Below are 24,702 nucleotides of genomic sequence, written 5' to 3' on the forward strand. Positions count from 1 at the left end.
ACACGCGTTGCGTAAGGTCGCCGACATCGCGGGGATCGCCGGCTTGCTGGCGCTGCTGACGGCCGCTGCGCCCCTGGCGACGGCCCGGCCGGCGGCTGCGCAGGCCAAGGCGCAGGCCAAGGTCGAGGCTCCCAAATCCGATCCGACCAAGCCGGGCAAGCCCGGCGACAAGCTCCTCGTCGAGGCCGACGAGCTGATCTACGACAACGACAAGAACACGGTCACCGCCCGCGGCAACGCCGAGCTGCATTACGGCACGCGCACCCTCCAGGCCGACCGCGTCCGCTACGACCGGGCGTCGAGCCGCGTCTTCGCCGAGGGCAACGTCCGCCTGACCGACCAGGATGGCGCCGTCGTCACCGGCGACAAGATGGAGCTGACCGACGACTTCAAGAACGGCTTCATCGACAGCTTGCGCATCCAGCAGACCGTCGAGAAGAAGGGCGAGACCGTCCGCACCCGGTTCTCGGCGCCCCGCGGCGAGCGGATCGAGGGCGAGCAGACCAGCTTCGACTACGGCACCTACACGGCCTGCGAGCCGTGCAAGGACAACCCCCAGAAGCCGCCCCTCTGGCAGGTGCGCGCGGCCAAGATCATCCACAACAACGAGACCCACACGGTCTACTTCGAGGAATCGACCCTGGAGATCGCCGGCATCCCGGTGGCCTACCTGCCCTATTTTGAGGCGCCGGACCCGACGGTGAAGCGCAAGAGCGGCTTCCTGACCCCGCGCTTCATCTCGGCCACCGCGCTGGGCAGCGGCGCCTCGGTGCCGTACTTCTTCAACCTCGCGCCCGACTACGACCTCACCCTGTCGCCGGCCTTCCTCAGCCGGCAGGGCGTGCTGGGACAGGCCGAGTTCCGGCAGCGCCTGGATTCCGGCTCCTACAACCTGCGCCTCTCCGGCATCTTCCAGACCACGCCGTCCGCCTTCCTGCCGGGGCCGCTGGGCGCGGGCGACCGCGACTTCCGCGGCGCGATCGAATCGAAGGGCCGGTTCTACATCAACGACCGCTGGCGCACGGGCTGGGACGTGGTCGGCGTCACCGACAAGTGGTTCCTCGACAACTACCGCATCCGCAACCAGACCATCACCACGGACTATTTCCGCGAGGCGGTCTCGACGGCCTACCTGATCGGCCAGGGCGACCGCTCCTGGTTCGAGGCACGCGGCTACTACTTCAAGGGCCTGTCGAGCTTCGACTGGCAGAAGGAGCAGCCGATCGTCGCCCCGGTGATCGACTACGACAAGCGCATCAACGGCCCGCAGCCGCTCGGCGGCGAGGTCCGCTTCGAGGCCAACATCACCAGCCTGACCCGCGAGGCGACGGACTTCCAGGGCCTGCCGCGCTCCAGCTCATACCTGTTCAGCCCGAGCTTCAACGGCATCAGCTATCCGCTCTACGAGACCTGCACGACCTTCAACCAGGCCTCCTGCCTGGTGCGGGGCCTGGCCGGCACCAACACCCGCGCCTCGGCCCAGGTCTCCTGGCGGCGCAGCTTCATCGACGATTTCGGCCAGGTCTTCACCCCGTTCACCTACCTGCGCACCGACGCGTTCTTCGTGAACCCGAGCCTGTCGGGCTACCAGAACGCCCTGGTGCCGACGATCGCCAACATCAACGAGGGCTTCGCCGGCCGGGTCATGCCCGCGGTCGGCCTCGACTACCGCTACCCGTTCGTCAGCAATTTCGGGCCGCTCGGCGTCCACACCCTGGAGCCGATCGCCCAGGTGATCGCCCGACCCTCCGAGACCCGGATCGGTCGCCTGCCGAACGAGGACGCGCAGAGCCTCGTCTTCGACGACACCTCCCTGTTCGAGTGGGACAAGTTTTCCGGCTACGACCGCGTCGAGGGCGGCGTGCGGACCAACCTCGGCGCCCAGTACTCGGTGGTCACGCCCTCCGGCTGGTACGCGAACGCCATGTTCGGCGAGTCGATCCAGCTCGCCGGCGTGAACTCGTTCCGGCGCGGCGACATCGCCAACGTGGGCCTCGAATCCGGGCTGGAGAACCGGCGCTCGGACTTCGTGAGCCGCTTCCAGGTCTCGCCGAACCAGAACATCTCCTTCATCAGCCGCGCCCGGTTCGACCAGGCGGACTTCAAGGTCAACCGCTTCGAGGCCGGCGTGACGGCGCGCTTCGCCCCGTTCCTGCCGCTCACGCTCTCGGCGTTCTATTCCTACGCCGAGGCCCAGCCCCTGCTCGGCTTCAGCCACCGCCGCGAGGGCATCACCACCACGGCCACCTACAACATCACCCCGAACTGGTTCGTCACCGGCTCGGCGCTGGTCGACCTGACCCACTACCTCGACACCCGCGACATCTACACCGACGCCTTCTCCAGCTACCTCGCCAACCCGATCGGCGCGGCGCCGATCTACCAGAACCCCGGCCGGTTCTACCTCTCGGGCATGAGCCTCGGCGGCGGCTACCAGGACGAGTGCACTACGGTCTCCCTCAACTACATCGTCTCGCCGATCGCCACCGCCATCGGCACCCGCGAGCGCAACCAGACCGTCCTGCTGCGCATCGAGCTGAAGACGCTCGGCGAGGCGGACCTGCGCCAGAACGTCGGCGTCGCCTCCACAGCGGACGGCATCGCCTCGGTGCGCTAGCCTCTCGGTTCTGCATGATGCGGAACCCCCGATTCCGCGTTTCCGCATCGTGCCATGGCGCGGCTCGCGGCGGAGGCGCCCGGCTGCTAGGGAGGGGCCGGTCCGGATCGCGGGCCCTCGGGAGACCCATGCCGCCGCTCGCCCTCACCCTCGGAGATCCGGCCGGGATCGGACCCGAACTCGCGCTCGCGGCGTGGCTCGGCCGCGGGGGACGCGACCCGCTGCCGCCGTTCTTCCTCGTCGCCGACCCGGATTTCGTGGAGCGGACCGCCCACCGCCTCGGCCTCTCGGTGCCCGTGGCCGAGATCGATCCCGAGACGGCCATCGAGGTCTTTCCCCGGGCGCTGCCCGTGGTGGCCCTGCCGACGGGTACGACGATCGAGGCGAAAGCCGGCGCGCCGGATTCCGCCTCGGCGGGGGCGACGATCGAGTCCATCACCGCCGCGGTCGGCTTCGTGCGGGCGGGCCGGGCGAGCGCCGTCGTCACCAACCCGATCGCCAAGTTCGTGCTCACCAAGGCGGGCTTTGCCCATCCCGGCCACACCGAGTTCCTCGCGGCCCTGTCCGTGCCCCCCGGCCGCGACCCGCCCCGGCCGGTGATGATGATCTGGAGCGACGAACTGGCCGTCGTGCCGGTGACGATCCACGTCGCCCTGCGGCGGGTGCCCGACCTGCTGACGCAGGACCTCGTGGAGGAGACCGCCCGCATCGTCGCCCGCGACCTCGCGGAGCGCTTCGGCATCGCGGCGCCCCGCCTCGTGCTCGCCGGCCTGAACCCGCATGCGGGCGAGGCCGGCACCATGGGCCTGGAGGACCGGGACGTGCTGGCGCCCGCGGTGGCGCGGCTGCGCGCCGAGGGCATCGACATCCGCGGGCCGCTGCCGGCCGACACGCTGTTCCATGCGCGCGCGCGACAAACCTACGACGTGGCGCTGGCGCCGACCCACGACCAGGCTCTGATCCCGATCAAGACCATCGCCTTCGACGAGGGCGTGAACGTCACCCTCGGCCTGCCCTTCATCCGCACCTCGCCGGACCACGGCACCGCCTTCGACATCGCCGGGAAGGGCATCGCCCGGCCCGACAGCCTGATCGCCGCCCTGCGGCTGGCCGACCGCCTCGCCCGGACGGCCGCGGAGCGGGCCGGGGGGCGCCCCGCGACCGCGCAGGTGATCCCGCTCAGTGCCTATGCCGGGCGGCCGCCCTCGGCCAAGGGGGCGCATTTCGACGCCGAAGACGAGTTGTGAGCGCCGGGGACGGCCTGCCCCCCCTGCGCGACGTGGTGGCGCGGCACGGTCTGGAGCCGAAGAAGGCGCTGGGCCAGAACTTCCTGTACGACCTCAACCTCACGGGCCGCATCGCCCGGGCCGCCGGCCCGTTGGAGGGCGTCACGGTGGTCGAGGTCGGCCCCGGCCCCGGCGGCCTGACCCGCGCGCTGCTCGCTGAGGGCGCCGCCCGCGTGGTGGCGATCGAGCGCGACCCGCGGGCGCTTCCGGCCCTGGCCGAGATCGCCGCGCATCATCCGGGGCGCCTGGAGGTGGTCGACGCCGACGCGCTGGCCTTCGACCCGCGCCCCCTGATCGGGACGGGCCCGGCCCGGATCGTGGCCAACCTCCCCTACAACGTCGGCACGGCGCTGCTGACGAACTGGCTCGGGGGCGAGGCGTGGCCGCCCTGGTGGGATTCGGCGACGCTGATGTTCCAGCGCGAGGTCGCCGAGCGGATCGTGGCCGACGAGGGCACGCGGGCCGATTACGGCCGGCTCGGGGTGCTCTGCGGCTGGCGCACGGAGGCCGACATCCTGTTCGACGTCGGCCCGTCCGCCTTCGTGCCCCCGCCGAAGGTCACGTCGAGCGTGGTGCGCCTGACGCCCCGCGCGGCGCCCCTGCCCTGCCGGGCGGCCGCCCTGGAGGCGGTGACGCGGGCGGCCTTCGGGCAGCGCCGCAAGATGCTGCGCCAGAGCCTCAAGGGCCTCGTGCCGGACGCGATCGCCCTCCTGCAGGAGGCCGGCATCCCCGAGACCGCGCGGGCGGAGGAGGTGCCGGTGGCGGGCTTCGTGCGGCTCGCCAACCTCCGGGACGCGCATGGAAAAGCCGGCGCCGCGTGAGCGGCGCCGGCCTTCGTGACGAACGCCGCGATCAGCGGGTCTGCTGGATCGCGGAGAGGATCCAGGGCCGGCCCGGCTGGCGCACGAAGGTCCAGAGTTCGACGGCCTCCGGCGCGCCGGTCTCGACCACGCGCTGGCTCTTCCGGTCCAGGGTCACGTCGTCGAGGCTGTAGCGCATCGCCACCGTGGCGAACTCGTCGCGGCCCTCGCCCCAGGACTCCGACAGGTCGCCCTGCTGGAGCTTGACGTTCGTGACCTTGTTGACCACGCCGCGGGCGGCGTTGGCCTGGAGTTCCTCGTCGAAGTAGCCCGCCATCTCCGGCGTCGCGAGGTTGCGCAGGGCGACGCGGTCCTCGTGCGAGAAGGCGTCCTGGATCTCGCCCAGCAGGGTCTCGAACGCCTTGTAGTCGTTCGGGCCGATCTGGACGGGGCGCTGCTGCGGAGGCCGCTGGCCGCCGCCGAACATCGCGGCACCCGCGGGGCTGCCGCCGGCGGCACCGGGCGCACCGCCCGGACCCGCATTCGTGCCCCCGTCGAGGTTCGAGCGGGCATAGGGCGCGCCGGCCGTGGCCGGCTGGCCGTTGCGGCGGCGGAACCAGCGCACGGCGAAGGCGACGATCAGCACCACGAGGCCGACCTGGAGGATCAGGCCGAGGAACGAGGCGATGCCGCCCAGGCCCCCGAAGAAGCCGCCGCCCAGCAGCGCGCCGAGCAGGCCCGCGCCCAGCAGGCCGGCCATGAAGCCGCCGCCGAAGCGGCGACCGGGCGCGGCCGCCTGCATGCCGGGATTGGCCATGCCCGGATTGGTCTGGGAGCGCTGGATCGGCGCGGCCGAGGGGGCGGTCGGCGTCGAGGACGGGGCGTTGAAGGTGCGGGAGCCCCGCGACCCGACGCTGCCGCCGCCGCCCGGACGGGCTTCGACGACGGGCGCTGCGACCGTGAGCGCCGCCGCGAGCGCCAGGAGGGCCGCCGTGCGCTTGCGGCGCGTGGTGGAGGTGAGCATCGATTCGCCTCTGCGAAGGAAAACGTCGTGGCGGTGATCGCCGACGATAATATGGTGACGGCCCGGGCGGCGTTTTAGTCCGTCTCGACACGAAGATTCTTGGACAGAGCCGGGCAAACGTCAGAGATCATGAATGGAGCGTGCGCTCCGGCGCCGCCGGGAACACCAGCCGCACGTCGGTGCCCTCCCCCGGACGGCTGTCGAGGCTGATGGTGCCGTTCTGCCGCTTCATCAGCCCGTGGACGATGGCGAGGCCCGCCCCGCGCCCGGCCTCGCGGCTGGTGGAGAACGGCGCCAGCGCCCGCGCCAGCATCTCCGGCGACATGCCCGTGCCGGTGTCGCTCACCGTGATGCCGACGCTGCCGTCCGAGGGACGCTGCATCGTGTAGTCGCCGGGGGGGCGCAGGAAGGTGGCAAGCGTCACGGTGCCCCCGTCCGGCATCGCCTCGCAGGCGTTGGCGACGAGGTGGCGCAGCGCCAGGTCCACCTGCGTCGGGTTGCTGACGGCGCAGGGCAGGCCCGGCGTGCCCGCGACGACCAGGCGGATGCCGGGCGGCAGCCCCGGCCGCAGGCTCTCGGCGACCGCGGCCACCACGGCGTCGAGGTCGATGGGGCGTACGTCCGGGGCGATGCGGCGCGAGAAGGCGAGGAGTTGCCGGGTGAGCACCGTGGCGCGCTCGGTCGCGTCCGTGGACCGGCTCATGGCGCGCTGGATGAAGGGCTCCGGCCGGTCGCCGAGGCGCCGCTTCAGCCCGTCGATGTAGCCGATCAGGATCTGGAGGAAATTGTTGAACTCGTGGGCGACGCTGTTGGTCAGCAGCCCCAGGGCCTCGCGCTGGCGGGAGAGGGCGAGGCCCCCTTCCGCCTCCCGCCGCCGCGTCACGTCGACGACTTGGCCGAGATGCAGGCCGCTTCCCGCCACGGGCGCGCTCGTCAGGCAGCCCCAGAAGGTCGCGCCGTCACTGCGCGAGGCCAGGAACTCCGTCGCCGCCTCACCGGCCCGGTCGAGGGCGCCGCGCTCGGCGGCGATCAGGCCGATGCCGCGCCCGATCATCTCGGAGGCGTCGTAGCCGGTGAGCGCCAGCAGGGCCGGGTTGGCGTGGAGGATCGGCGAATCCGGCCGGTCGCCGCCGGCGAGGAAGGCCGGGACGGCGGCGGCATCCAGGAGGGCGGCCCAGCCCGGCGCGAGCCTCGAGGCCGCCTCGTCCCGGCCGTCCGTTTCGGGCTGCGCCATGGTGCTGTCCGCCCCGGCGGACCGGAAGGCCCGCGACCCGCACAGCGATAGCCGCAAGCGGCCCCACGGCCAAGCAACCCGCCAAGGGGGGCGGTTTCCAGGGGCACGGGTTCCAGGGGCGCGGTTTGCGGAATGGGCGGCCGGCCTACTGCCTGATCCACATCACCCGTGCGATCCAGGCGATCTCGCCGACGTTGAGGATGCGGTCCTCGTGGTCGGGATTGAGGGAGACCAGCTCGACGGTGCGGGCGGTGCGCCGCTTCAGTTCCTTGGCCAGCACCTCGCCGGCATGGAGGCGCACCACCACCCGGTCGCCCTTGCGCACCCCGGCGGAGGGGGAGACGACCAGCACGTCCCCGTCGCGGAACAGCGGCAGCATCGAATCGCCCTGCACCTCCAGGGCGAAGGCCCGCTCCTCGCCGAGGTCGGGGAAGTCGACCTCCTCCCAGCCGGCGCCGCCGGTGGGCATGCCCTCGTCGGTGAACAGGCGGCCGGCCCCGGCCTGGGTCATGCCGATGAGTGGCACCGTGGAGCGCGCCGGCCCCTCGCGGGCCTCGATCAGGCGGAGGAACTCGTCCAGCGACGCGCCGGTGGCGGCGAGCACCTTCGAGACCGATTCGGTGGAGGGCCAGCGCTTGCGCCCGTCGATGCCGACACGCTTCGAACGGTTGAAGCTGGTCGCGTCGAGGCCGGAGCGGCGGGCGAGGCCGGAGGGGGAAAAACCATGGCGCTCCGCCAATCGGTCGATGGCGGTCCAGATCTGTTCGTGGGACAGCATGTCGGGCTCGATGGCTCAACGTTGGCCTGTAAGACGCACGGCCTAGTTGTAGGAAAGTAGAACTACCACGTGTAAAATGCAATCGCCCGCCACATGCAAGGGGCCGTATTCCAGCGGGAAACGATGCGTGCCGACGCCTCTGTTGCGGCCGGCCGTCGCGCATCCTATCGACGGGGTGCAACCGCCACGGTGCCGTCCGATGCCGCCCATCTACAAGATCTGTCCCCGCGCCCTCTGGCGCGACGCCGAGGCGGCCGGCCGCTTCAGCGGCGCCCCGGTGGACCGTGCCGACGGGTTCATCCATCTCTCCACGGCCGCGCAGGTGGCCGAGACCGCCGCCCGCCATTTCCACGGCCAGGACGACCTCCTGCTGATCGCGGTGGACGCCGAATCGCTGGGCGAGGCCCTGCGTTTCGAGGCCTCGCGCGGCGGCGACCTGTTCCCGCACCTCTACGGCCCGCTTCCCCTCTCCGCCGTGCTGTCCGTCGCGGACCTGCCGCTCGGCGCGGACGGGCGGCACGTCTTCCCGGACGGAGTCGCGGCGTGATCGGCGCACTGTTTCCCCTGGTCCGGCCCGTCCTGCACGGACTCGACGCCGAGCGCGCCCACGACCTCACCCTGCGCGGCCTCGCCCTGATGCCGCCGCTGCGGCCCGGCCCCGACGACACGCGCCTGCACGTGGAGCTGCTCGGGCGCCGCTTCCCCAACCCGGTCGGCCTGGCCGCCGGCTTCGACAAGGGGGCGCTGGTGCCCGACGCCATGCTCGGCCTCGGGTTCGGGTTCGTGGAGGTGGGCGGCGTGGTGCCCAAACCCCAGCCGGGCAACCCGCGCCCGCGGGTGTTCCGGCTGGCGGGCGACGGCGGCGTCATCAACCGCTTCGGCCTCAACAGCGAGGGGCTGGAGGTTGTGGAGAGGCGCCTGCGGGCGCGCGACGGGCGGCCGGGCATCGTCGGCGTCAACATCGGCGCCAACAAGGATTCGGCCGACCGCCTGTCCGACTACGTCGCCTGCACCACGGCGCTGGCGCCGGCCTGCGACTTCGTCACCGTCAACGTCTCCTCGCCCAACACGCCGGGCCTGCGCGACCTCCAGGGCGAGGCCTTCCTCGACGAACTGCTCGCCCGCGTGGTCGCCGCGCGCGATGCCGCCGACCCGACGACCGCCGTGCTCCTGAAGATCGCCCCGGACATCACCCTCGACGCCCTCGACGCGATCACCGCCACCGCGATCCGCCGCGGCGTCCAGGCTTTGGTCGTCTCGAACACCACCATCGCCCGGCCGGCCTCGCTCACCGAGGCGCGGCTCGCCGGGGAGGCCGGCGGGCTGTCCGGCCGGCCGCTGTTCGCGCCGTCCACCCGGCTGCTCGCCGAGACCTACCTCCGGGTCGGGACGCGGCTGCCGCTGATCGGCGTCGGCGGGATCGATTCGGCGGAGGCCGCCTGGACCAAGGTCCGCGCCGGGGCGAGCCTGCTCCAGCTCTATTCCGGGCTGATCTATGCCGGGCCGGGGCTCGTCGGGGCGATCAAGTCCGGCCTCGTGGCGCGGATGCGGGCGGAGGGCCTGGACGGCCTCGCCGCCGTGGTCGGGCGCGATGCGGCGGCGCTGGCGCGATCCGGCACCGCCGCCTGAGGGCGGGGCTCAGACCGGCCAGCCGGCCCCGTCGTAGGCCCCGTTCCAGAACAGCCATTCGAGGCGCGTGGCGTGGGTGAAGGCCCGGTGCATCCGCTCGCGCAAGGCCGGGGAGACGCCGGCCGCGGCGGCGTCGGTGGCCGCGATCATCGCCGCGACGGCCAGCCCGAACTCCTCGCCGGCATAGGTGTCGATCCAGGCGCGATAGGGGTTGCCGGGCCCGGCGCGGGAAAAGATGTCGCGGCCGACCTCGGCGTAGATCCAGAAGCAGGGCAGCAGGGCGCCGAGCAGCACCTCGAACGGCTCGGCATAGGCCGTGGCCAGGAGGTAGGAGACGTAGTGGTCGCACGGGGGCGTGAGCGGCGTGGCCGCGAAGGTCTCGGGCGCGATCCCGTAATCGCGGAAGAAGCCGCCGTGCAGGGCGCGCTCGACCACGATGGCCTCCTGGGCCGCCCGCGAGAACAGCACGATGCCCTCGGGATCGGGCGCCTTGGCGGCGGCCAGACTCAGCGCCCGGCCGAAGCCGATGAGGTAATGCGCGTCCTGGACGATGTAGCGCGTGAAGCGCTCAGGGCTCAGGGTGCCGGCCGCCAGCTCGGCGTTGAACGGCATGGTGCGGATGGTCTCGTAGGCGGCGGCGTTGCGCGCCCACGCCTCCCGGGAGAACGCCCCTGCCCCACCACCCTGCATCGCGAAAACCTCCCGCCGTCCGAAGAACCGCGCCGCCAAGTCTCAAAAATCAACCTTGGCGTTGGGCCTGGGTGACGGCGACGTGGATGAGTTCGGCCAGCGTGCGCACGCCGAGCTTCTGGCGCATCTGCGAGCAGGCGTTGGTCACGGTCTTGTAGCTGACCGAGAGGTCGGCGGCGATGGCGCCATAGGAGCGCCCCTGCGCGAGGCAGGCGAGGATCTGGCGCTCGCGGGGGGTGAGCTGCGTCTCGGGGGTGCGGCGGGCGTCGGTGCGCAGCATCGCGACCTCGGTGGCCAGCCGCCGGTCGAGGTAGACCTCGCCGACGCGGACCTTCTCGAAGGCGTCGAACAGCTCCGCCGAGGCGTGGTCCTTGAGGACGTAGCCGAGCGCCCCGGCCTCGAGGGCGCGGGAGACGATGACGGGATCGTTGTGCATGCTGAACACGAGGATGCGGGTCGCGGGCGCGACGGCGCGCATCCGCCGGATCAGGCCGAGGCCGGCGAGCCCGCTGCCCTGGAAGGTCAGGTCGCAGATCACCACGGGCGGGCGCAGGCGGTGGAAGATGCGGTAGCCGCCGACCACCGTGGTCGCCTCGGCCACGGTCTCGACGCCGGCATCCTCCAGGACGCGGCGGCAGCCCTGGAGCACGATCGGATGGTCGTCGATCACGAGCACCGGCAGGCGCGTCGCGGCGGCGTGGGTCTTGCTGACGATGGCGTTCATGCGGGTTGTGCCGAATTTGTCCCGTCGCCCCGGTCCGACGTCACCGGGATGGTGATCCGGACAACCGCGCCGGGGCTGCCGTTGTCAAGTCCAAAGCGTCCGTCCAGGGCCTCGACCCGCTCGCGCATCCCCGAGAGACCGAGCCCGGTTCCGGGATCGTGGTCTGCGGGAATGCCGGTGCCGTCGTCGCGGACCGAGACGTGCAGGGTGCCGTCGACCTCCTCGGCGCGCGCCTCCACCCGGGTCGCGGCACCGTGGCGCACGGCGTTGGTCATGCTCTCCTGGATGCAGCGGAACACGGTGAGGTCCACGAGGTCGCCGTAGCCGCGCTCGAGCCCGTCGAAATCGCCGGAGAAGGTGGTGCCGGGATGGCGCTGGCCGAAGGTGCGCAGCAGCAGGTCGAGGCAGTCGCCCAGCGGGATGTCGCCGAGACCGTGCGGGCGCAGGCGGTTCAGGAGGTCGCGGTTGAGCCCTTGCACCTGCCCGACGATGGCGCCGATCTCGGCCGCCCGCGCCGCCAGCCGCGCCCGGTCCGGCTCGGCGGCCGCGGCGAGCCGGCCGACCGAGGCGGCGTTCGCCTCCAGGGCGAAGAGGCAGGGGCCGAACTCGTCGTGGAGTTCGAGGGCCGTGCGGCGGCGCTCGTCGTCCTGGGCGGTGAGCAATTGCCGGTTGAGGCGCCCGTTGGCCGAGCGCACTTCGCCGAGCGCCTCGGCGACCTTGTTGAAGCGGCCCGCGATCACGGCGAGTTCCTGCGTGTCGGGCGGTTCGAGCCGCGCGGTGTAGTCGTGCCGCTCCAGTTGCGTCAGCCCGTCCGCCAGGCGCCCGAGGGGCGCGAGGATGCGGCCGAGGGCAAGGTAGAGGGCCAGCAGCATCGCCGCGTTGATGCAGAACGTGGTGAGCGACAGCGCCCTGGCATAGCTCCAGATCTCGTCGATCTCGTCCATCGGCTGCGTCGTGATCCGGGCCGTGCCGATCCGCCTGCCGCCCGTGGCGATCGGCAGGACGTGCTGCTCGATCGGCGGCATGATCAGGTCGGCGAACCAGCGCGGGGCCTCCTTCTCCTGGCGCGGCCGGGCGAGGTCGGACCCGACCCGGTCGCCGTCGTCGTCGAGGACGGCCACGCGCACGTGCCGCAGCACCTGGAAGCGCAGGTCGAGGGTCTGGAGCAGGCTGTCGGGCGAGGCGGCCTCGGACAGGCGGATGGTGTCGGCCACCAGGGATTCGACGGTGGCGAGCGACGCCCGCGTCTCGACCTTCACCGCCGAGCGGGCGTTGAGCACGATGACGGCGCAGGAGACCAGGGCCGCGACCACGTCGATGGCCAGCACCACGGCGATGAGCCGCGTGCGCGTCGACCAGCCCGCCCAGTCCAGCAGGCCGTGGCGGCGCGCCGGGCCGCCGGGCGGGGGCCCGGCGGCGTCGGGCATGGCGTCGAGCGGGATCGGTGGGGATTGCACGCGCGGGAGGGTGGCCAAGGCCGCCCGCGATGTCCATGGCGAACGCGCGCGCCCGGACGAGCCGTCCACATCGCAGCGGACGGCCGGACCGGCGGCAGGCCGGGCCCGCCACAGGATTCCAGTGCAACGGGCCGTTAATCGCGATCGCCTACCCAGGCTTCGTCCCTGCGTGTGGAAGACCGGCTCCGCGCGGAGGGCCCGACATCTTTGCGCCGTATTGCCGGTCATCAATCGTTAACCGAGACTCGCCTCCACCAACACTTCGGAGGCGTGCGGCCATGTCTGGGGAGCTGGGCCGCGCTCATCCTGCGTCGCGTCAGAGACCCCGGCCCATGAACGATTTGACCCTCGACCCGTCCGAGACCCGCCCCGTCCGCGCCGCCGCGGCCCGCCCGCCCGGGCGTGCCGGCGGACGCGTCGTGCTGTTCTCCGTCCTCGGCGTCGCCGGCCTCGGGGCCTTCGGGCTCGGGGCGACGAACCTGCTCGCCGGCTTGGCCGGGCCGCCCAAGCCCCGCATCGCGGTCCGCCAGAACGCGTCCGACTGGCCCGACCTCAAGGACGGGATGCCGGCGCTGGCGACCGGATCGGTGGCGCCCCCCCGTGGGAGCGTACCCCCCGTCGCGGCCGTGGCGCCCGAGCCCGCCGTCGAGCCGCCGGCCCGCACGGCCGCGCTGGTTCCACCGGAACCCGCAATCCGCCCCGCTGCCGTGGACACCGTCCTCCCGAAGCCGGTCGTCGAGAAGCCGGTCTTCGAGAAGCCGGTGGCCGAGAAGCCGGCCAGGCGCCTGCCCGTGATCGAGAACGCCGCGGTGATCGGCCCGGCACGCCAGGCCAGCCTCGTCGCCCCGTCGAAGACGGTGGCGACGGTGAGCCCGCGGCCGGCGGAGACCGTGCGGGCGCGGGAAGCGGGGGCGACCTTCGCCGCCCTGCCCCCGGAGCCGGCCAAGGCCAAGCCCAGGCCGGAGAAGGCCGCCTCGGTCCGCAAGCCCGCCGCCACCGTCGCGAGTGCCGAGGCCGCGCCGGCCGCCGCCGCGGAATCCGAGGAGACCGAGGTGTTCGGCCTCAAGGTGCCGTCCCTGGCGCCGGCCGGGCGCAAGCTCCGCGAGAGCGTCGAAGCCCTCGGCGACGCGGTCAAGAGCCTGCCCGACCGGTTCTGACCCGCTTCGTTCCGGTCCGGGCGCGCTCGGACTTTCGCTCGCCGCCGCACCGCCCGTGACCCGCGTTCAGCCGTTCGCATGGGGCTCGCAGCGGACGCCGATCGACGGCGCAGGCGGTGCGCGCGTCCGGCTCCCGTCCCAGGGACAATCGAAACACACGAACGGCGATCGCGTGGCGCGGCCTCGGAGCATGCTGCCGCCTCACGGAGACGGCGGCTCACTGCTCTCGGCTTCGCACGATGGTGTCGGAAATCCGGATTCCACGTTTCCGCATCGTGCTCCGACGCGACGTTTGCGCGAAGCCGAAATCCGCATCGCGAGGCGACCGAACGGATTTCGTACGACACGATGGACGTGCGCTAGAGCGCACTCCGACGAAGTAGATGCCGGTTCGTCGTGAAAGTGCGCGTCAAAACAAAGACCTAGAGCCGGCTAACCATGATGCAAGAGTTAATTAACGTACAATTAGTAACCTAAGTTACGCCGCTTGGGTACGTCATCATGCTTTCGAACCTCACCATCCGCGCCCGTCTGATCGGTGCGCTCCTCGTATTGTTCCTCCTTGCCTGCGGCATGGGCGGCTTCTGCTATGTCCGGCTCCAGACACTCAGTGCCGTCACCGACGACCTCGGCGGCAACGCGTTGCCGTCCACGCGCATCCTCGGCAGACTCGCCACGAACTTCGAGACCCTGCGCAGCCGGCAGTTGGCCTATCTCGTGTCCAGCGAGGAGCGCCGGCCGCAATCCCTCCCGCGGCTGCGCGCGAGCATGTCCGACGTCAGCAAGGATCTGGAGGAATACGCGCCCTTCGTCAGCGATGGTGAAGAGACGCTCTGGAAGGCCGTTGAGGCCACCGTGCCGGCGTACTCCGCCATGGGCGAGGAATTCGTGCGGCGGCTGCAGGCCGGCGATCCCCAAGGCGCGAGCAGCTACCTGCTGGACGGCATGCTCCCGGCGCTCAACGCGGCCCGTGCCGCTCTCAAAGCCGATCTCGGCTTCAACGAGGCCAACGGGACGAAGGGTGCCGCGTTCGCTGCCGCGCTCGGAGCGAGCACGCGCTCTGCGATCGCCGTCGTCCTCGGCATCGTGGCGGCGACGATCCTTGCCGTCGGCTGGATGTCGGTCTTCACGATTTCCGCGCCCGTCCGCCGCATGGCAGGCGTGATGGACCTCGTGGCGCAGGGCGATACGACGATCGCCGTGCCCCACACGGGCGAGCGCAGCGAGATCGGCGCGATGGCGGCCGCGGTTCAGGTGTTCAAGGACGCCCTGATTCGCACGCGCCGGCTGGAGGCGGAGACCGCCGAGGCGCGCCTGGCGGCCGAGGAGCAGCGCAAGGCCGGCATGCGCCAGATGGCCGACGGCTTCGAGGCGGCCGTGGGCGGCATCGTCGGCATGGTCTCGGCCTCGGCGACCGAGTTGCAGGCCACCGCGCAGGCGATGACCGCCACGGCGACCGAGACGGCCACGCAATCGACCACCGTGGCCGCCGCCGCCGAGGAGGCCGCCTCGAACGTCAACACCGTCGCGGCCGCAGCCGAGGAACTCGGCTCTTCGGTGCAGGAGATCGGGCGGCAGGTCGACGGCTCGGCGGACCTCGCACGGATGGCCGTGTCCGAAGCCGACCGGACCGGCACGCTGGTGCGGGAGCTGAGCGGGGCGGTGGCGCGCATCGGCGACGTGGTCGGGCTGATCGCGTCGATCGCGAGCCAGACCAACCTGCTGGCGCTGAACGCGACGATCGAGGCGGCGCGGGCCGGTGAATCGGGGCGGGGTTTCGCCGTGGTGGCCGCCGAGGTCAAGGACCTGGCCGGGCAGACGGCCCGGGCGACGGAGGAGATCTCCGGCCAGATCACCCGCATCCAGGGTTCGACGGATCAGGCGGTCGCGGCGATCGGCGGCATCACCGGGCGCATCCAGGAGATCAGCGGCGTGGCCACGTCGATCGCGGCGGCGGTGGAGGAACAGGGCGCGGCGACCCAGGAGATCGTGCGCAACGTGTCCCAGGCGGCGGTGGGTACGGGCGAGGTGACGAGCAACATCGCCGGCGTTGCGGCGGCGGCCGAGGAGACGGGCGCCGCGGCCAGCCAGGTGCTCGGCGCCGCCTCCGAACTCTCGCGCCAGTCCGAGCATCTGGCCGCGGAAGTCGCACGCTTCCTCGCGACCGTGCGCGCGGCCTGACCGCGCCCGCAATCGGCTGCGTCGGGGCTTTCCGCCCTCACCCCTGGCGCGGCTTGCGGGCGACCTTGCCCTCGGGCTTGCCGACCTGGCGCTGGTGCTTGCCGGCCCGCGGGCTCTGGAAGCCCTTCGGGCCCTTGCGCTCGGCCGGCGGCGCGTCGCCGGTGAGGGCCTCGACCTGGATCTCGGGGGAGCCGTTGCGGGCGAAGGCGGCGGCGAAGCGCGAGGCGGCGTTGCCGCGCACCTCGAACTTGGTCTCCCGGTCGAAGATGCGGATCGCGCCGATCTCCTGCCGGTCGATGGCGCCGCGGCGGGTCAGCATCGGCAGCAGGCGGCGGGGGTCGGCGTTGTCGCGCCGGCCGAGGTTGAGCCGGAACCAGACCGCCGGCCCCATGGCCGCGATCTTCTCCGGGTCCATCGGATCGTAGGGCGGCCGGCCGGCGCCGCGGCCGCTGGCGTCGCCCGGATCGGTCACGTCCTCCGGGGCCGGCAGGCGGGTGCGGTAGACCCGGGCCAGGATCGCGGCGAGTTCACTGGGCGTGCGGCCGGCCAGCAGCGTCTCGACCAGGGCGAGGTCCTCCTCGGCCGGCTCCTCGGTGAACAGCGGGTCGGTGAGCATGCGCTCGCCGTCCAGCCGCCGGATCTCGTCGGCCGAGGGCGGCCCGCTCCATTCGGGGCTCACCTTGGCCATGGCGAACATCTGCTCGGCCCGGCGGCGGCGGGCGTTCGGCACCAGCAGCACGCTCGTGCCCTTGCGCCCGGCCCGGCCGGTGCGGCCGCTGCGGTGCTGGAGCACCTCGGCGTCGTGGGGCAGGTCGGCGTGGATGACGAGGCTGAGCGTCGGCAGGTCGATGCCGCGGGCGGCCACGTCCGTGGCGACGCAGACCTTGGCGCGGCCGTCGCGCAAAGCCTGGAGGGCGGCGTTGCGCTCCCCCTGGCCGAGTTCGCCCGAGAGCGCCACGGTGGAGAAGCCGCGCTCGGTCAGGCTGGCCTGGAGGTGGCGCACGGCGTTGCGGGTGTTGCAGAACACGATCGCGGTGGGCGCGTCGGCCGCGCGCAGGAGGTTGAGCACCACGTGCTCGATCTCGCGGGGCACCACCCGGATCGCCCGGTAGGCGATGTCGGCATGCCCCCGCGTCTCGCTCTTGACGGCCAGCCGCAGGGCGTCGCGCTGGTAGCGGGCGGCGAGGCTGTCGATGGCCTTCGGCAGGGTGGCCGAGAACAGGAAGGTGCTGCGCTGGTGGGGCGTGGCCGAGAGGATGAACTCGATGTCCTCGCGGAATCCGAGGTCCAGCATCTCGTCGGCCTCGTCGAGGACGACGCAGGCCATGGCCTCGGTGACGAGGGTGCGCCGCTCCAGGTGGTCGCGCAGGCGCCCCGGCGTGCCGACGACGATGTGCGTGCCCTCCTGGAGGGCGCGGGCCTCGCGCCGCGGGTCCATGCCGCCGACGCAGGCCGTGACCCGGCCGCCGGCGGGCGCGTAGAGCCACATCAGCTCGCGCTGCACCTGGAGGGCGAGTTCGCGGGTGGGGGCGATGACCAGCGCCAGCGGCGCGCCGGCGGGCGCCAGCATGTCCGCCCCGTCGAGCAGCATGCCGGCCATCGCCAGCCCGTAGGCCACGGTCTTGCCGGAGCCGGTCTGGGCGGAGACGAGGAGGTCGCGCCCTTCCGAGGCCGCCTCCAGCACCGCGCTCTGCACGGGCGTGGGTTCGGCGTAGTCGCGGTCGGCGAGCGCCCGCTCGAAGGGGGCGGGCAGGGAAGGAAACGGCACGTTCGGGGGACTCACACGACCGCCGCTCCGGCCGGACACGCGGGCGGGCCGCGGGTCGTGGGGGAAGCGCGCCGGTCTCGACTCGGGTTGCGAAGCCTTCTGCTCTAGCCCTTTCGCGCGTTCAATGCCACGTCGCAGGCCGCATGGCGGGTGCGCTTGGACGGTGCGCGCGGGCGCAACCTCCGGCAAAGCCGCGGATTGTCGCGCGGAATGCGAGGGGATGGACGATGGGCGGAGCCGTTCGGTTGGTGGTGGCCTGGGCGACGGTGGCCGCCTTCGCCTGGTTCGGGAAGGGCTGGCTCGGGGACCTCGCCCAGCCCCTCTGGGCCGCCGGCCTGTTCGCCTGGCTGATCGGGGTGATCCTCTGGGCCGCCTTCGGCGTGGTGCACGAGGCGGAGGAACTGGCCGAGATGCTCGGCGAGCCGCTGGGCACCCTCGTCCTGACGCTGGCCATCGTCATCATCGAGGTGGCGCTGATCTCGGCGGTGATGCTCTCGGCCAAGGACGCGCCGACGCTCGGGCGCGACACGATGTTCGCGGTGCTGATGATCGTCCTGAACGGCGTGGTCGGCCTCGGCCTCCTCGTCGGCGGCCTGCGGCACCACCAGCAGCGCTACAACCTCCAGGGGGCCTCCTCCTTCCTGATGGTCATCATCCCGCTCACCACGATCGCGCTGATCATCCCGAACTTCACCACCTCGACCAGCGACGGCACCCTGACCCGGTTCCAGGCGATCACCTTCTCGGTGTTCACGCTCGCCCTCTACGGCGTGTTCCTGCTGATCCAGACCGGCCGGCACAGCGACTTCTTCAAGGATGCGATCGTCGAGGGGCAAAGCGCCCCCGAGGCCGCGGCCAAAGCCGCGCCCGCGTCCGGTGCCGTCCTGCGCCACACCGTGCTGCTGCTGGCCAACATCCTGCCGATCGTGCTGCTGGCCAAGAACCTCGCCGTCATCCTCGACCACGGCATCGGGGCGCTGGGCGCGCCCTCGGCCCTGAGCGGGGTGCTGATCGCGGCCATCGTGTTCACGCCCGAGGCGATCTCGGCCCTGAAGGCCATCGCCCGCAACGAGCTGCAGCGGGCGATCAACCTCTGCCTCGGGGCGGCGACCTCGACGGTGGGCCTCACGGTGCCCGCGATCCTGGCCATCGGCCTCCTCACCGGCCAGACCGTGGTGCTCGGCCTCAAGCCCACGGAGATGGCGCTGCTGACCGTGACGCTGATCCTCAGCACCCTCACCTTCTCGGGGCTGCGCACCACCGTGCTGGAGGGGGCGGTGCACCTGATCGTCTTCTTCGTCTACCTCGTGCTGATCTTCAGCCCCTGAGCGCGCGGTTCACGTCTGACGCACCAATCGATTCCGTCAGAGCGGCGATCTGAACGGCCTATCCTCATCGCCTCCTCATCCTGACGGGCTTGCGCGCAGGGGTACCGGACAGGTCGCTCGAAGCGCTGTGCGGCCCCCTCTCCCGTGCGGGAGAGGGTTGGGGTGAGGGTCCCAGGTCCTTCCGGAGAGGTCGCATCCCTCACCCTTTCCCTCTCCCGCACGGGAGAGGGGACCCGCGCCGCGTCGCCCATCCTCGCGAGATGGGTGAAGACGGTAGCCTCAGGATGGGAGCCGAAAAACGCGAACGGCCCCCGAGGCGCGCTCAGCGCTTGTCCTGCGAGAGCTGCATGACGAGGCGGGTGGCGAGGTAGAGGCGCGGCGTCAGGCTGGCGAGGACGGCGAACTCGTCGGGGCCGTGGTAGCCGCCCCCGACGACGCCGAGGGATTCGAGCACGGCGGGCTTGTCCGGGCTGTCGGGCTGGTAGGCGTAGGCCGCGTCGGTCCCGCCGCCGATCTCGACGAGCTTCAGGTCGCTGCCGAGTTCCGCGTAGATCGCCCGCGCCCGCTCGCCCAGAGCCGCGGTCGCGGGGTTGGCCGGCAGCGGCGGGCGGCCGGGATTCAAGGCGAACGCGACCTTGGTGTCGGGCACGCGGTGGGTCTCCACGATCTTGCGCGCCTGGTTCAGAACCCGGTCGTACTCCGCGGGCACGAAGTAGCGCATGTCGCCCTCGGCCTTGGCGCTGTCGGGGATGATGTTGGGCTTGGTGCCCCCGCTCACCACGGTCCAGTTCAGGCTGGTGCCCTTGTCCTTGTCGCCGAGGTCCTGGAGCTGGAGGATCTGGTGGGCGAGTTCGGTCACGGCGTTGCGGCCGGCCTCCGGGGCGCCGCCCGCATGGGACGCGCGGCCCTGCACGGTCAGGCTCGCGTAGTTGATGCCCTTGGTCGCGATCGTGGCGGCATCGATTCCCGGCTCGTCGAAGGACGGCTCGAAGGACAGCACGTAGTCCTGGCCTGCGGCGACCTTGCGGATCTCGTCGCGCGAGCCGCGCGAGCCGCGCTCCTCGTCCGGGTTGAACACCACCGTCAGGGTGCCGTAGCCGGAAAAGTTCACCGCCTTGAGGGCGGCCAGCGTGTGCAGGATGATGGCGATGCCGCCCTTGGCGTCGGCCACGCCCGGCCCGTAGGCGCGCCCGTCCCGCTCCGTGTAGGGGCGCTTGGCGGCGTCGCCCTCGCCGAACACGGTGTCGTAATGCACGAGCAGCATCAGCTTGCGCGTGCCGGTGCCCGTCATCGTGCCGACCAGGGTGTTGCCGCCGAAGGTGGGCGCCGGCCGCGCCTCGACGGACAGGCCCGCGGCCTCCATGCGCCCGCGCAGGATCGCCTCGACCCGCGTCAGGCCCGGCACGAAGCCGGTGCCGGTATCGACGTCGACCAGCGCCGCCAGGGTCTGGCGCAGGGGCCCGTCCTGGGCCTTGACCGCGCCCAGCACCGTCGGGTCCGCCTCCGCCTGCGCGTGCAGGGGCGCGAGGCCGACCAGGGCGGCGAACGCGACGGCGATGGAGCGATGGCGCATGGGAATCCCGACCGGTGCCTGAAACAGGGGCTCCGGCGAGGTTAGGGCGAAGGCGCCCCGCAGCAAGGCAGGCGGCTTATCCTCCGAAGCGTTCCGTCCGGATCACGCCCCGCGCGAGCCCGGCCGCGACGAGGTGGTTCGAGGCCGCGCTGACGAAGGGGTTCGCGCCGCAGACGAAGACGCGGGTCGGGCTGCCGAGGCTCGCGAGCGCGGCGGCGACGGTATCGCTTCCGATGCGGCGCCCGCCCGCCTCGCGGGTGACGGCGAGCACCAGGGTGAAGCCGGGCTCGTCGCGGTGGCGCGCCTCCAGTTCGGCGAGCGCGATGGCCTCCGTGCGGGTGCGGGTGGAGTAGATCAGCAGGGCCGGCAGGTCGGGGGCCGCCAGCGCCCGGCGGCGCAGCATCGACAGCAGGGGCACCACGCCCGAGCCGCCGCCGACGAGCAGCAGCGGGCCGCCGTCTGGCGCATCCCAGGAGAACGAGCCGCCGATGGGCCCGCGCAGCTCGATCACGTCGCCGACCGCGGCGACGTCGAAGAAGTAGCCCGAGACCTCGCCGTCCTCGAGACCCTCGACCATCAGCTCGATGGTGCCGCTGCCGTCCGGCGCCGAGGCGATGGAGTAGCTGCGCTGGGCCTGGTAGCCGTCCTGCGCGGTCAGGCGCACGTCCACGTGCTGGCCGGCGCGGTAGCCGTCGGCGAAGGCCACCGCCAGGCGAAAGCTCTTCACCCGCGCCGTCACCGGCGCGATCGCCGCGATGCGGGCCTCCTGCCAGCGGAAGACCAGGGGAGCGGAGGGCTGGATCTCAGTCACCGGTGTAGCGCTGCTCCCGCCAGGGGTCGCCGTACATGTGGTAGCCCCGCATCTCCCAGAAGCCGGCCTCGTCTTTCCGGGTGAAGCGCAGGCCCTTGAGCCACTTGGCGCTCTTCCAGAAGTAGAGGTGCGGCACGAACAGGCGGGCCGGGCCGCCGTGGTCGGGCTCGATCGGCGCGCCCGCGTAGCGGGTAGCGATCATCGCCTGCCCGCCCACGAGGTCGGCCACCGGCAGGTTGGTGGTGTAGTCGTCGTAGCCCTCGGCCAGGAGGTAGTCGGTCGGCGCCGCGATCCCGGCATCCGCCAGGAGGTCGTCGACGCTGACGCCCTCCCAGGCGGTGTCGAACTTCGACCACTTGGTGACGCAGTGGATGTCCCCGTGCCAGGCGGTGCGCGGCAGGGCCTCGAACTCTTGCCAGGTCCAGGATTTGATCGGCCGCGCCCCCTCGCGCAGGGTGAAGCGCCAGGTGGCGAGGTCCACCTCCGGGTTGGGGCCGATCTGCAGGATCGGGAAGTCCTGGGTCAGGTACTGGCCCGGCGGCAGCCGCGTCCCGGTGTCGCCCGGCGCCCGGCGCCGTCCGACGAAGCCTCGTGTCACCATCCCGGTCCCTCGCTCGGCGCCCGCTCCGGCCGCGTGCCGGGTTCCACCCGGTGTCGAGCCGAACGGCGGTCGGGTCAAGCCGGGACCGGCGCCGAACAATCGCCTCAAAGCCGGGCTTTCCTCACCGCGACGGTCGCGCCCCGACACGGTGTCCGGCGCGATCCCTGAAGGGGACGAACCATGTATCGACTTCTCGCGACCGCCCTCGTGGTCGGCGGCCTCGCCGTGTCCGCACCCGCCGCGCAGGCCCGCGACGGCATCGGCCCGGGCGGCGCGGCGGCGCTGGGCGTGCTCGGCGGCCTCGCGGTCGGCGGCGCCATCGCCTCGTCGCAGAACGGCTATTACCCCGGCCAGCCGGTCTACCGCGCCCCGCGCCCGGCCTACGTCGAGGAGGATTACGGCCCGGTCTGCCATTTCGAGCGCCGCCGCTACGTCGACGCCTACGGCGACGTCATCGTCCGGCGCGTCCGCGTCTGCGAGTAGCCGCCTCGTCCGCGGCGCCTGCGGGCTTTCGTCCCAGGCGCTCGGCGCAGACGATGCCGCCGAGCACCAGGGCGAGCGCCAGGGCCTCGGTGCGGCCGAAGGGCTCGCCGACCAGCAGCACGGCGAGCCCCGCCCCGAAGATCGGCACGAGGTTGACGAACAGCCCGGCCCGGTTCGGACCGATCAGCTCGACGCCGCGCATGAAGCAGAGCTGCGCGGCGAGCGAGGGCCCCAAGGCCACGAAGAGCAGGAGGGCCCAGCCCTCCGGCCCCGGCCAGATCGTGCGGCCGAGGCTCCATTCCACCGCCAGGGGCGGCAGGGACGTGACGAAGGCCGCCCCGCCCATCGCCGTGAAGAAGGTCAGCCCGGAGACATTGGGCCGGTACGGCAGGGCGACGGTGTAGCCGGCATAGAGCAGGCAGGCGCAGAAGATCAGCACGTCGCCGCGGTTGAAGGCGAGGTCGCGCAGGACCGCCACGTCGCCGCGGGTCGCGGCCAGGGCGGCGCCGAGCAGGGTGACGACGACGCCCAGCCCCTGTCCCCAGGTCACGGGGGCGCGCAGCACCGCGTAGTTCAGCACGATCACCAGCACGGGGATCGCCCCCTGGAACAGGGCGAGGTTGACCGCGCTCGTGTAGGCGCCGGCCGCGTAGAACAGGCTGTTGAAGGCGGTGTAGCCCAGGCCCCCCATCAGCAGGATCAGCAGCCAGTGGGGGCGAAGGAGCCGCCACTCGGCCCGGACCTTGCGGTGGGACAGGACGCCGAGGACCGCGCAGGCCACGCCCCAGCGGAGGGTGGTGATCGCCTGGGGCGAGACGTGCCCCGGCGCCCAGCGGCCGGCGACCGCGTTGCCCGCCCAGAGCAGGGCGGTCAGCGTCAGCAGCGGATAGGCGGCGATGGTCCCGCGCGGGGCGGCGGCGGGCGGGGTGCTCAGCGGCGGCGGAACTGGCCGCCGCGCACGGGCGGACGGGGACCGGCGGAGCGCTCGTCCTTGTGGCGGAACACGAGGCGGCCCTTCTCGAGGTCGTAGGGCGACATCTCGACGGTCACACGGTCCCCGGCCAGGGTCTTGATCCGGTTCTTCTTCATCTTCCCGGCGGTGTAGGCCACGATCTCGTGACCCTGGTCGAGCTGCACCCGGTAGCGCGCGTCCGGCAGGATCTCCAGGACGAGCCCGTCGAACTGCATCAACTCTTCTTTCGCCATTCACCTTCTCCAGTCGGACCGTCTGGCAGCAGGCGTTCCGGCAACTCTATCTCGTTATCGAACAATCGGAAGAACGCCGCGGCGGCGCGTCCGATCCCATCGGACGGGCTCAAGCCGGCTGACGCCGCACCGATGTAGTGGGCGGGCGCCGCAACGGCAAGCTGTGCCGGCCGGCCGGCGCCCGTCATCGACATGAAATGCCGCGCTTGGCACCGATCAGGGCGCCGGCTCGTTGCCGGCATAGTCGAGGCGGCCATCCGGCGTCCGGCGCCAGACCCGGAGCACGAGGTCGCCCCGCCGGGTGTCGCCCTTCGCGTCGAAGGCGACCTCGCCCATCACCGTCCGGAACGGGACGTCGCCGTGCAGGGCGTCCGCCACCTTGCGGCCGTCCGCGGAGCGCGCCCGCTCCACCGCCTGCGCCAGCAGTTCGACCGCGGCGTAGGCGCCGGCCGCGACCGCGTCGGCCTCCGGGCTGCGCGGGACGGGACGGCCCGGGCTTCTGGGGTCGGGCAGCCGCCGCGGCTCGGCCGGCAGAGTCATCACCGTCCCTTCGCCGGCAGCGCCTGCGGCGGTGGCGAAGTCGCGGTCGAGGATGCCGTCGCCGGACACGAAGGTGGCGGACAGGCCGGCCTCGCGCAGGGCGCGCACCAGCATGGCGGCCTCGGGCGCGAGCCCCCCGAAATAGACCGCGGCGGGGCCTGCCGCCTTCAGGCTCGCGATCAGCTCCGGCGCGTCCCTGGCGCCGCGGGCCACGCCCTCGAACAGCACCTCCGGGTTGCCGGCGGCCTTCAGGGCCCCGGAGACCGCCTCGGCGAGGCCGCGCCCGAAGGTGGTCCGGTCGTGCACGATGGCGATCGGGCGCCCACCGTGAAGCCCGGCGAGGTAGGCTCCGGCCGCAAGTCCCTGCTGGGCATCGCTGGGCGCGAGGCGGAAGAGCCCCGCCAGCCCCCGCCCCGTCAGCGGAGCATACGCCGCGCCAGGCGCCACCAGGACGGCGCCGGCCTCGTCGTAGACGGGGGCGACCGCCGCCACGACGGACGATTCCAGCGGCCCGACCACGAGGCGGATGCCGTCGCCCGCAAACCGCCGCGCGACGGCCACGCCCTGCCGGATCTCCCCCGCATCGTCGGCCACCACCAGGGCGAACCGGCGCCCGCCCGGCCCGGCGGCGCGGTTGAGGTCGGCCACCGCCTGCTCGGCCCCGATCCGCATTCCCTGCCCGAACGCCGCATCCGAGCCGGTCAGCGGCGCGGACAGGCCGATCCGGACGGGCGGCTGCCCCTGCGCCGCGGCTGGTGACACGGCGAGCAGCAGCGTCAGCCCCAACGTCCCGAACACTCTCACCACGCGCATCC

22 protein-coding genes are annotated in these 24,702 nt (G+C 72.4%); 9 read left to right on the top strand and 13 right to left on the bottom strand.

The genetic code is table 11. The features are described 5' to 3' along the window. Positions 1-7 precede the first annotated feature (7 nt). From COGEMETH_RS00765 to rsmA, 3 genes are all read left to right on the top strand, one after another. Complete coding sequence (locus COGEMETH_RS00765; protein ID WP_238180714.1) at positions 8-2,617, top strand: LPS-assembly protein LptD; 2,610 nt, start codon at positions 8-10, stop codon at positions 2,615-2,617. 128 nt (positions 2,618-2,745) lie between these two features. Beyond that, positions 2,746-3,864, top strand: a complete 1,119-nt coding sequence (gene pdxA / locus COGEMETH_RS00770; RefSeq protein WP_238180715.1) for a 4-hydroxythreonine-4-phosphate dehydrogenase PdxA — start codon at positions 2,746-2,748, stop codon at positions 3,862-3,864. Further along, on the top strand, positions 3,861-4,724 hold the full coding sequence (gene rsmA, locus COGEMETH_RS00775) for a 16S rRNA (adenine(1518)-N(6)/adenine(1519)-N(6))-dimethyltransferase RsmA (protein ID WP_238180716.1): 864 nt from the start codon (positions 3,861-3,863) through the stop codon (positions 4,722-4,724). The genes pdxA and rsmA overlap by 4 nt, the downstream gene beginning before the upstream one ends. Before the next feature lie 31 nt (positions 4,725-4,755). Here the strand turns inward: rsmA and COGEMETH_RS00780 are convergent, their stop codons facing one another. From COGEMETH_RS00780 to COGEMETH_RS00790, 3 genes are all read right to left on the bottom strand, one after another. Continuing rightward, on the bottom strand, positions 4,756-5,727 hold the full coding sequence (locus COGEMETH_RS00780; RefSeq protein ID WP_238180717.1) for a TIM44-like domain-containing protein: 972 nt from the start codon (positions 5,725-5,727) through the stop codon (positions 4,756-4,758). A gap of 127 nt (positions 5,728-5,854) precedes the next feature. After that, positions 5,855-6,961 carry an ATP-binding protein gene (locus COGEMETH_RS00785; RefSeq protein ID WP_238180718.1) on the bottom strand — a complete coding sequence of 369 codons (1,107 nt, stop codon included), beginning with the start codon at positions 6,959-6,961 and terminating at the stop codon, positions 5,855-5,857. A 145-nt stretch (positions 6,962-7,106) separates the two neighbouring features. Further along, positions 7,107-7,739 carry a S24 family peptidase gene (locus tag COGEMETH_RS00790; protein ID WP_238180719.1) on the bottom strand — a complete coding sequence of 211 codons (633 nt, stop codon included), beginning with the start codon at positions 7,737-7,739 and terminating at the stop codon, positions 7,107-7,109. Positions 7,740-7,938: 199 nt separating this feature from the next. Here COGEMETH_RS00790 and COGEMETH_RS00795 point away from each other — a divergent pair, with 199 nt between their 5' ends. Beyond that, positions 7,939-8,286 carry a DUF952 domain-containing protein gene (locus tag COGEMETH_RS00795; protein WP_238180720.1) on the top strand — a complete coding sequence of 116 codons (348 nt, stop codon included), beginning with the start codon at positions 7,939-7,941 and terminating at the stop codon, positions 8,284-8,286. Continuing rightward, entirely contained in the window at positions 8,283-9,368 is a 1,086-nt protein-coding gene (locus COGEMETH_RS00800) for a quinone-dependent dihydroorotate dehydrogenase (protein WP_238180721.1), read from the top strand. The genes COGEMETH_RS00795 and COGEMETH_RS00800 overlap by 4 nt, the downstream gene beginning before the upstream one ends. Positions 9,369-9,377: 9 nt before the next feature. Here the strand turns inward: COGEMETH_RS00800 and COGEMETH_RS00805 are convergent, their stop codons facing one another. Genes COGEMETH_RS00805 through COGEMETH_RS00815 form a run of 3 tightly spaced genes read right to left on the bottom strand, consistent with a single transcriptional unit; the run spans position 9,378 to position 12,209 of the window. Beyond that, positions 9,378-10,058, bottom strand: coding sequence for a TenA family protein (locus tag COGEMETH_RS00805; RefSeq protein WP_238180722.1), 681 nt, complete (start codon positions 10,056-10,058; stop codon positions 9,378-9,380). Positions 10,059-10,107: 49 nt separating this feature from the next. Further along, positions 10,108-10,782, bottom strand: a complete 675-nt coding sequence (locus COGEMETH_RS00810) for a response regulator (RefSeq protein WP_238180723.1) — start codon at positions 10,780-10,782, stop codon at positions 10,108-10,110. Further along, entirely contained in the window at positions 10,779-12,209 is a 1,431-nt protein-coding gene (locus tag COGEMETH_RS00815; RefSeq protein WP_238180739.1) for an ATP-binding protein, read from the bottom strand. Before COGEMETH_RS00815 ends, COGEMETH_RS00810 begins: the two co-directional genes overlap by 4 nt. A 362-nt stretch (positions 12,210-12,571) precedes the next feature. On the opposite strand from COGEMETH_RS00815, the gene COGEMETH_RS00820 reads away from it, so the two are divergent. Both COGEMETH_RS00820 and COGEMETH_RS00825 read left to right on the top strand, forming a co-directional pair. Further along, the gene (locus COGEMETH_RS00820) at positions 12,572-13,396 is read left to right on the top strand and encodes a hypothetical protein (RefSeq protein ID WP_238180724.1); all 825 of its coding nucleotides are present in this window, start codon (positions 12,572-12,574) and stop codon (positions 13,394-13,396) included. Positions 13,397-13,897: 501 nt separating this feature from the next. Continuing rightward, the gene (locus tag COGEMETH_RS00825; RefSeq protein WP_238180725.1) at positions 13,898-15,577 is read left to right on the top strand and encodes a methyl-accepting chemotaxis protein; all 1,680 of its coding nucleotides are present in this window, start codon (positions 13,898-13,900) and stop codon (positions 15,575-15,577) included. Between the two features lie 37 nt (positions 15,578-15,614). Here COGEMETH_RS00825 and COGEMETH_RS00830 read toward each other — a convergent pair whose 3' ends face one another. Further along, complete coding sequence (locus COGEMETH_RS00830; RefSeq protein ID WP_238180726.1) at positions 15,615-17,345, bottom strand: DEAD/DEAH box helicase; 1,731 nt, start codon at positions 17,343-17,345, stop codon at positions 15,615-15,617. A 227-nt stretch (positions 17,346-17,572) separates the two neighbouring features. Between COGEMETH_RS00830 and COGEMETH_RS00835 the strand changes: the two genes are divergently transcribed. After that, positions 17,573-18,673 carry a calcium:cation antiporter gene (locus COGEMETH_RS00835; protein ID WP_238180727.1) on the top strand — a complete coding sequence of 367 codons (1,101 nt, stop codon included), beginning with the start codon at positions 17,573-17,575 and terminating at the stop codon, positions 18,671-18,673. 322 nt (positions 18,674-18,995) lie between these two features. On the opposite strand, the gene COGEMETH_RS00840 is transcribed toward COGEMETH_RS00835, so the two are convergent. From COGEMETH_RS00840 to COGEMETH_RS00850, 3 genes are all read right to left on the bottom strand, one after another. Next, positions 18,996-20,246, bottom strand: coding sequence for a glutamate carboxypeptidase (locus tag COGEMETH_RS00840; RefSeq protein ID WP_238180728.1), 1,251 nt, complete (start codon positions 20,244-20,246; stop codon positions 18,996-18,998). Between the two features lie 76 nt (positions 20,247-20,322). Next, complete coding sequence (locus tag COGEMETH_RS00845) at positions 20,323-21,048, bottom strand: FAD-binding oxidoreductase (protein ID WP_373875289.1); 726 nt, start codon at positions 21,046-21,048, stop codon at positions 20,323-20,325. A gap of 1 nt (position 21,049) precedes the next feature. Further along, positions 21,050-21,658, bottom strand: a complete 609-nt coding sequence (locus COGEMETH_RS00850) for a sulfite oxidase-like oxidoreductase (RefSeq protein WP_238180730.1) — start codon at positions 21,656-21,658, stop codon at positions 21,050-21,052. A 180-nt stretch (positions 21,659-21,838) separates the two neighbouring features. On the opposite strand from COGEMETH_RS00850, the gene COGEMETH_RS00855 reads away from it, so the two are divergent. After that, positions 21,839-22,141 carry a hypothetical protein gene (locus COGEMETH_RS00855; RefSeq protein WP_238180731.1) on the top strand — a complete coding sequence of 101 codons (303 nt, stop codon included), beginning with the start codon at positions 21,839-21,841 and terminating at the stop codon, positions 22,139-22,141. Here COGEMETH_RS00855 and COGEMETH_RS00860 read toward each other — a convergent pair. The 3 genes from COGEMETH_RS00860 to COGEMETH_RS00870 all read right to left on the bottom strand — a co-directional run bounded on the left by COGEMETH_RS00860 (position 22,110) and on the right by COGEMETH_RS00870 (position 24,700). Next, the gene (locus tag COGEMETH_RS00860) at positions 22,110-23,075 is read right to left on the bottom strand and encodes a DMT family transporter (protein WP_306421719.1); all 966 of its coding nucleotides are present in this window, start codon (positions 23,073-23,075) and stop codon (positions 22,110-22,112) included. The genes COGEMETH_RS00855 and COGEMETH_RS00860 overlap by 32 nt on opposite strands. After that, positions 23,072-23,347, bottom strand: a complete 276-nt coding sequence (gene infA / locus COGEMETH_RS00865; RefSeq protein WP_147025743.1) for a translation initiation factor IF-1 — start codon at positions 23,345-23,347, stop codon at positions 23,072-23,074. The genes COGEMETH_RS00860 and infA overlap by 4 nt, the downstream gene beginning before the upstream one ends. Positions 23,348-23,563: 216 nt before the next feature. After that, positions 23,564-24,700, bottom strand: coding sequence for a branched-chain amino acid ABC transporter substrate-binding protein (locus COGEMETH_RS00870; protein ID WP_238180732.1), 1,137 nt, complete (start codon positions 24,698-24,700; stop codon positions 23,564-23,566). Between the last annotated feature and the right edge of the window lie 2 nt (positions 24,701-24,702).

This window comes from Methylobacterium trifolii (assembly GCF_022179685.1).
In the GTDB taxonomy this organism is placed as follows: domain Bacteria; phylum Pseudomonadota; class Alphaproteobacteria; order Rhizobiales; family Beijerinckiaceae; genus Methylobacterium; species Methylobacterium trifolii.

Excerpts from the sequence above, each read along its gene's own strand:
- COGEMETH_RS00780 (WP_238180717.1), bottom strand. The coding sequence starts at position 5,727 with ATGCTCACCTCCACCACGCGCCGCAAGCGCACGGCGGCCCTCCTGGCG.
- COGEMETH_RS00850 (WP_238180730.1), bottom strand. The coding sequence starts at position 21,658 with ATGGTGACACGAGGCTTCGTCGGACGGCGCCGGGCGCCGGGCGACACC.
- COGEMETH_RS00810 (WP_238180723.1), bottom strand. The coding sequence starts at position 10,782 with ATGAACGCCATCGTCAGCAAGACCCACGCCGCCGCGACGCGCCTGCCG.
- COGEMETH_RS00785 (WP_238180718.1), bottom strand. The coding sequence starts at position 6,961 with ATGGCGCAGCCCGAAACGGACGGCCGGGACGAGGCGGCCTCGAGGCTC.
- COGEMETH_RS00855 (WP_238180731.1), top strand. The coding sequence starts at position 21,839 with ATGTATCGACTTCTCGCGACCGCCCTCGTGGTCGGCGGCCTCGCCGTG.
- COGEMETH_RS00840 (WP_238180728.1), bottom strand. The coding sequence starts at position 20,246 with ATGCGCCATCGCTCCATCGCCGTCGCGTTCGCCGCCCTGGTCGGCCTC.
- COGEMETH_RS00790 (WP_238180719.1), bottom strand. The coding sequence starts at position 7,739 with ATGCTGTCCCACGAACAGATCTGGACCGCCATCGACCGATTGGCGGAG.
- COGEMETH_RS00825 (WP_238180725.1), top strand. The coding sequence starts at position 13,898 with ATGCTTTCGAACCTCACCATCCGCGCCCGTCTGATCGGTGCGCTCCTC.
- COGEMETH_RS00805 (WP_238180722.1), bottom strand. The coding sequence starts at position 10,058 with ATGCAGGGTGGTGGGGCAGGGGCGTTCTCCCGGGAGGCGTGGGCGCGC.
- COGEMETH_RS00815 (WP_238180739.1), bottom strand. The coding sequence starts at position 12,209 with ATGCCCGACGCCGCCGGGCCCCCGCCCGGCGGCCCGGCGCGCCGCCAC.
- COGEMETH_RS00820 (WP_238180724.1), top strand. The coding sequence starts at position 12,572 with ATGAACGATTTGACCCTCGACCCGTCCGAGACCCGCCCCGTCCGCGCC.
- COGEMETH_RS00870 (WP_238180732.1), bottom strand. The coding sequence starts at position 24,700 with ATGCGCGTGGTGAGAGTGTTCGGGACGTTGGGGCTGACGCTGCTGCTC.
- infA (WP_147025743.1), bottom strand. The coding sequence starts at position 23,347 with ATGGCGAAAGAAGAGTTGATGCAGTTCGACGGGCTCGTCCTGGAGATC.
- pdxA (WP_238180715.1), top strand. The coding sequence starts at position 2,746 with ATGCCGCCGCTCGCCCTCACCCTCGGAGATCCGGCCGGGATCGGACCC.
- COGEMETH_RS00835 (WP_238180727.1), top strand. The coding sequence starts at position 17,573 with ATGGGCGGAGCCGTTCGGTTGGTGGTGGCCTGGGCGACGGTGGCCGCC.
- COGEMETH_RS00795 (WP_238180720.1), top strand. The coding sequence starts at position 7,939 with ATGCCGCCCATCTACAAGATCTGTCCCCGCGCCCTCTGGCGCGACGCC.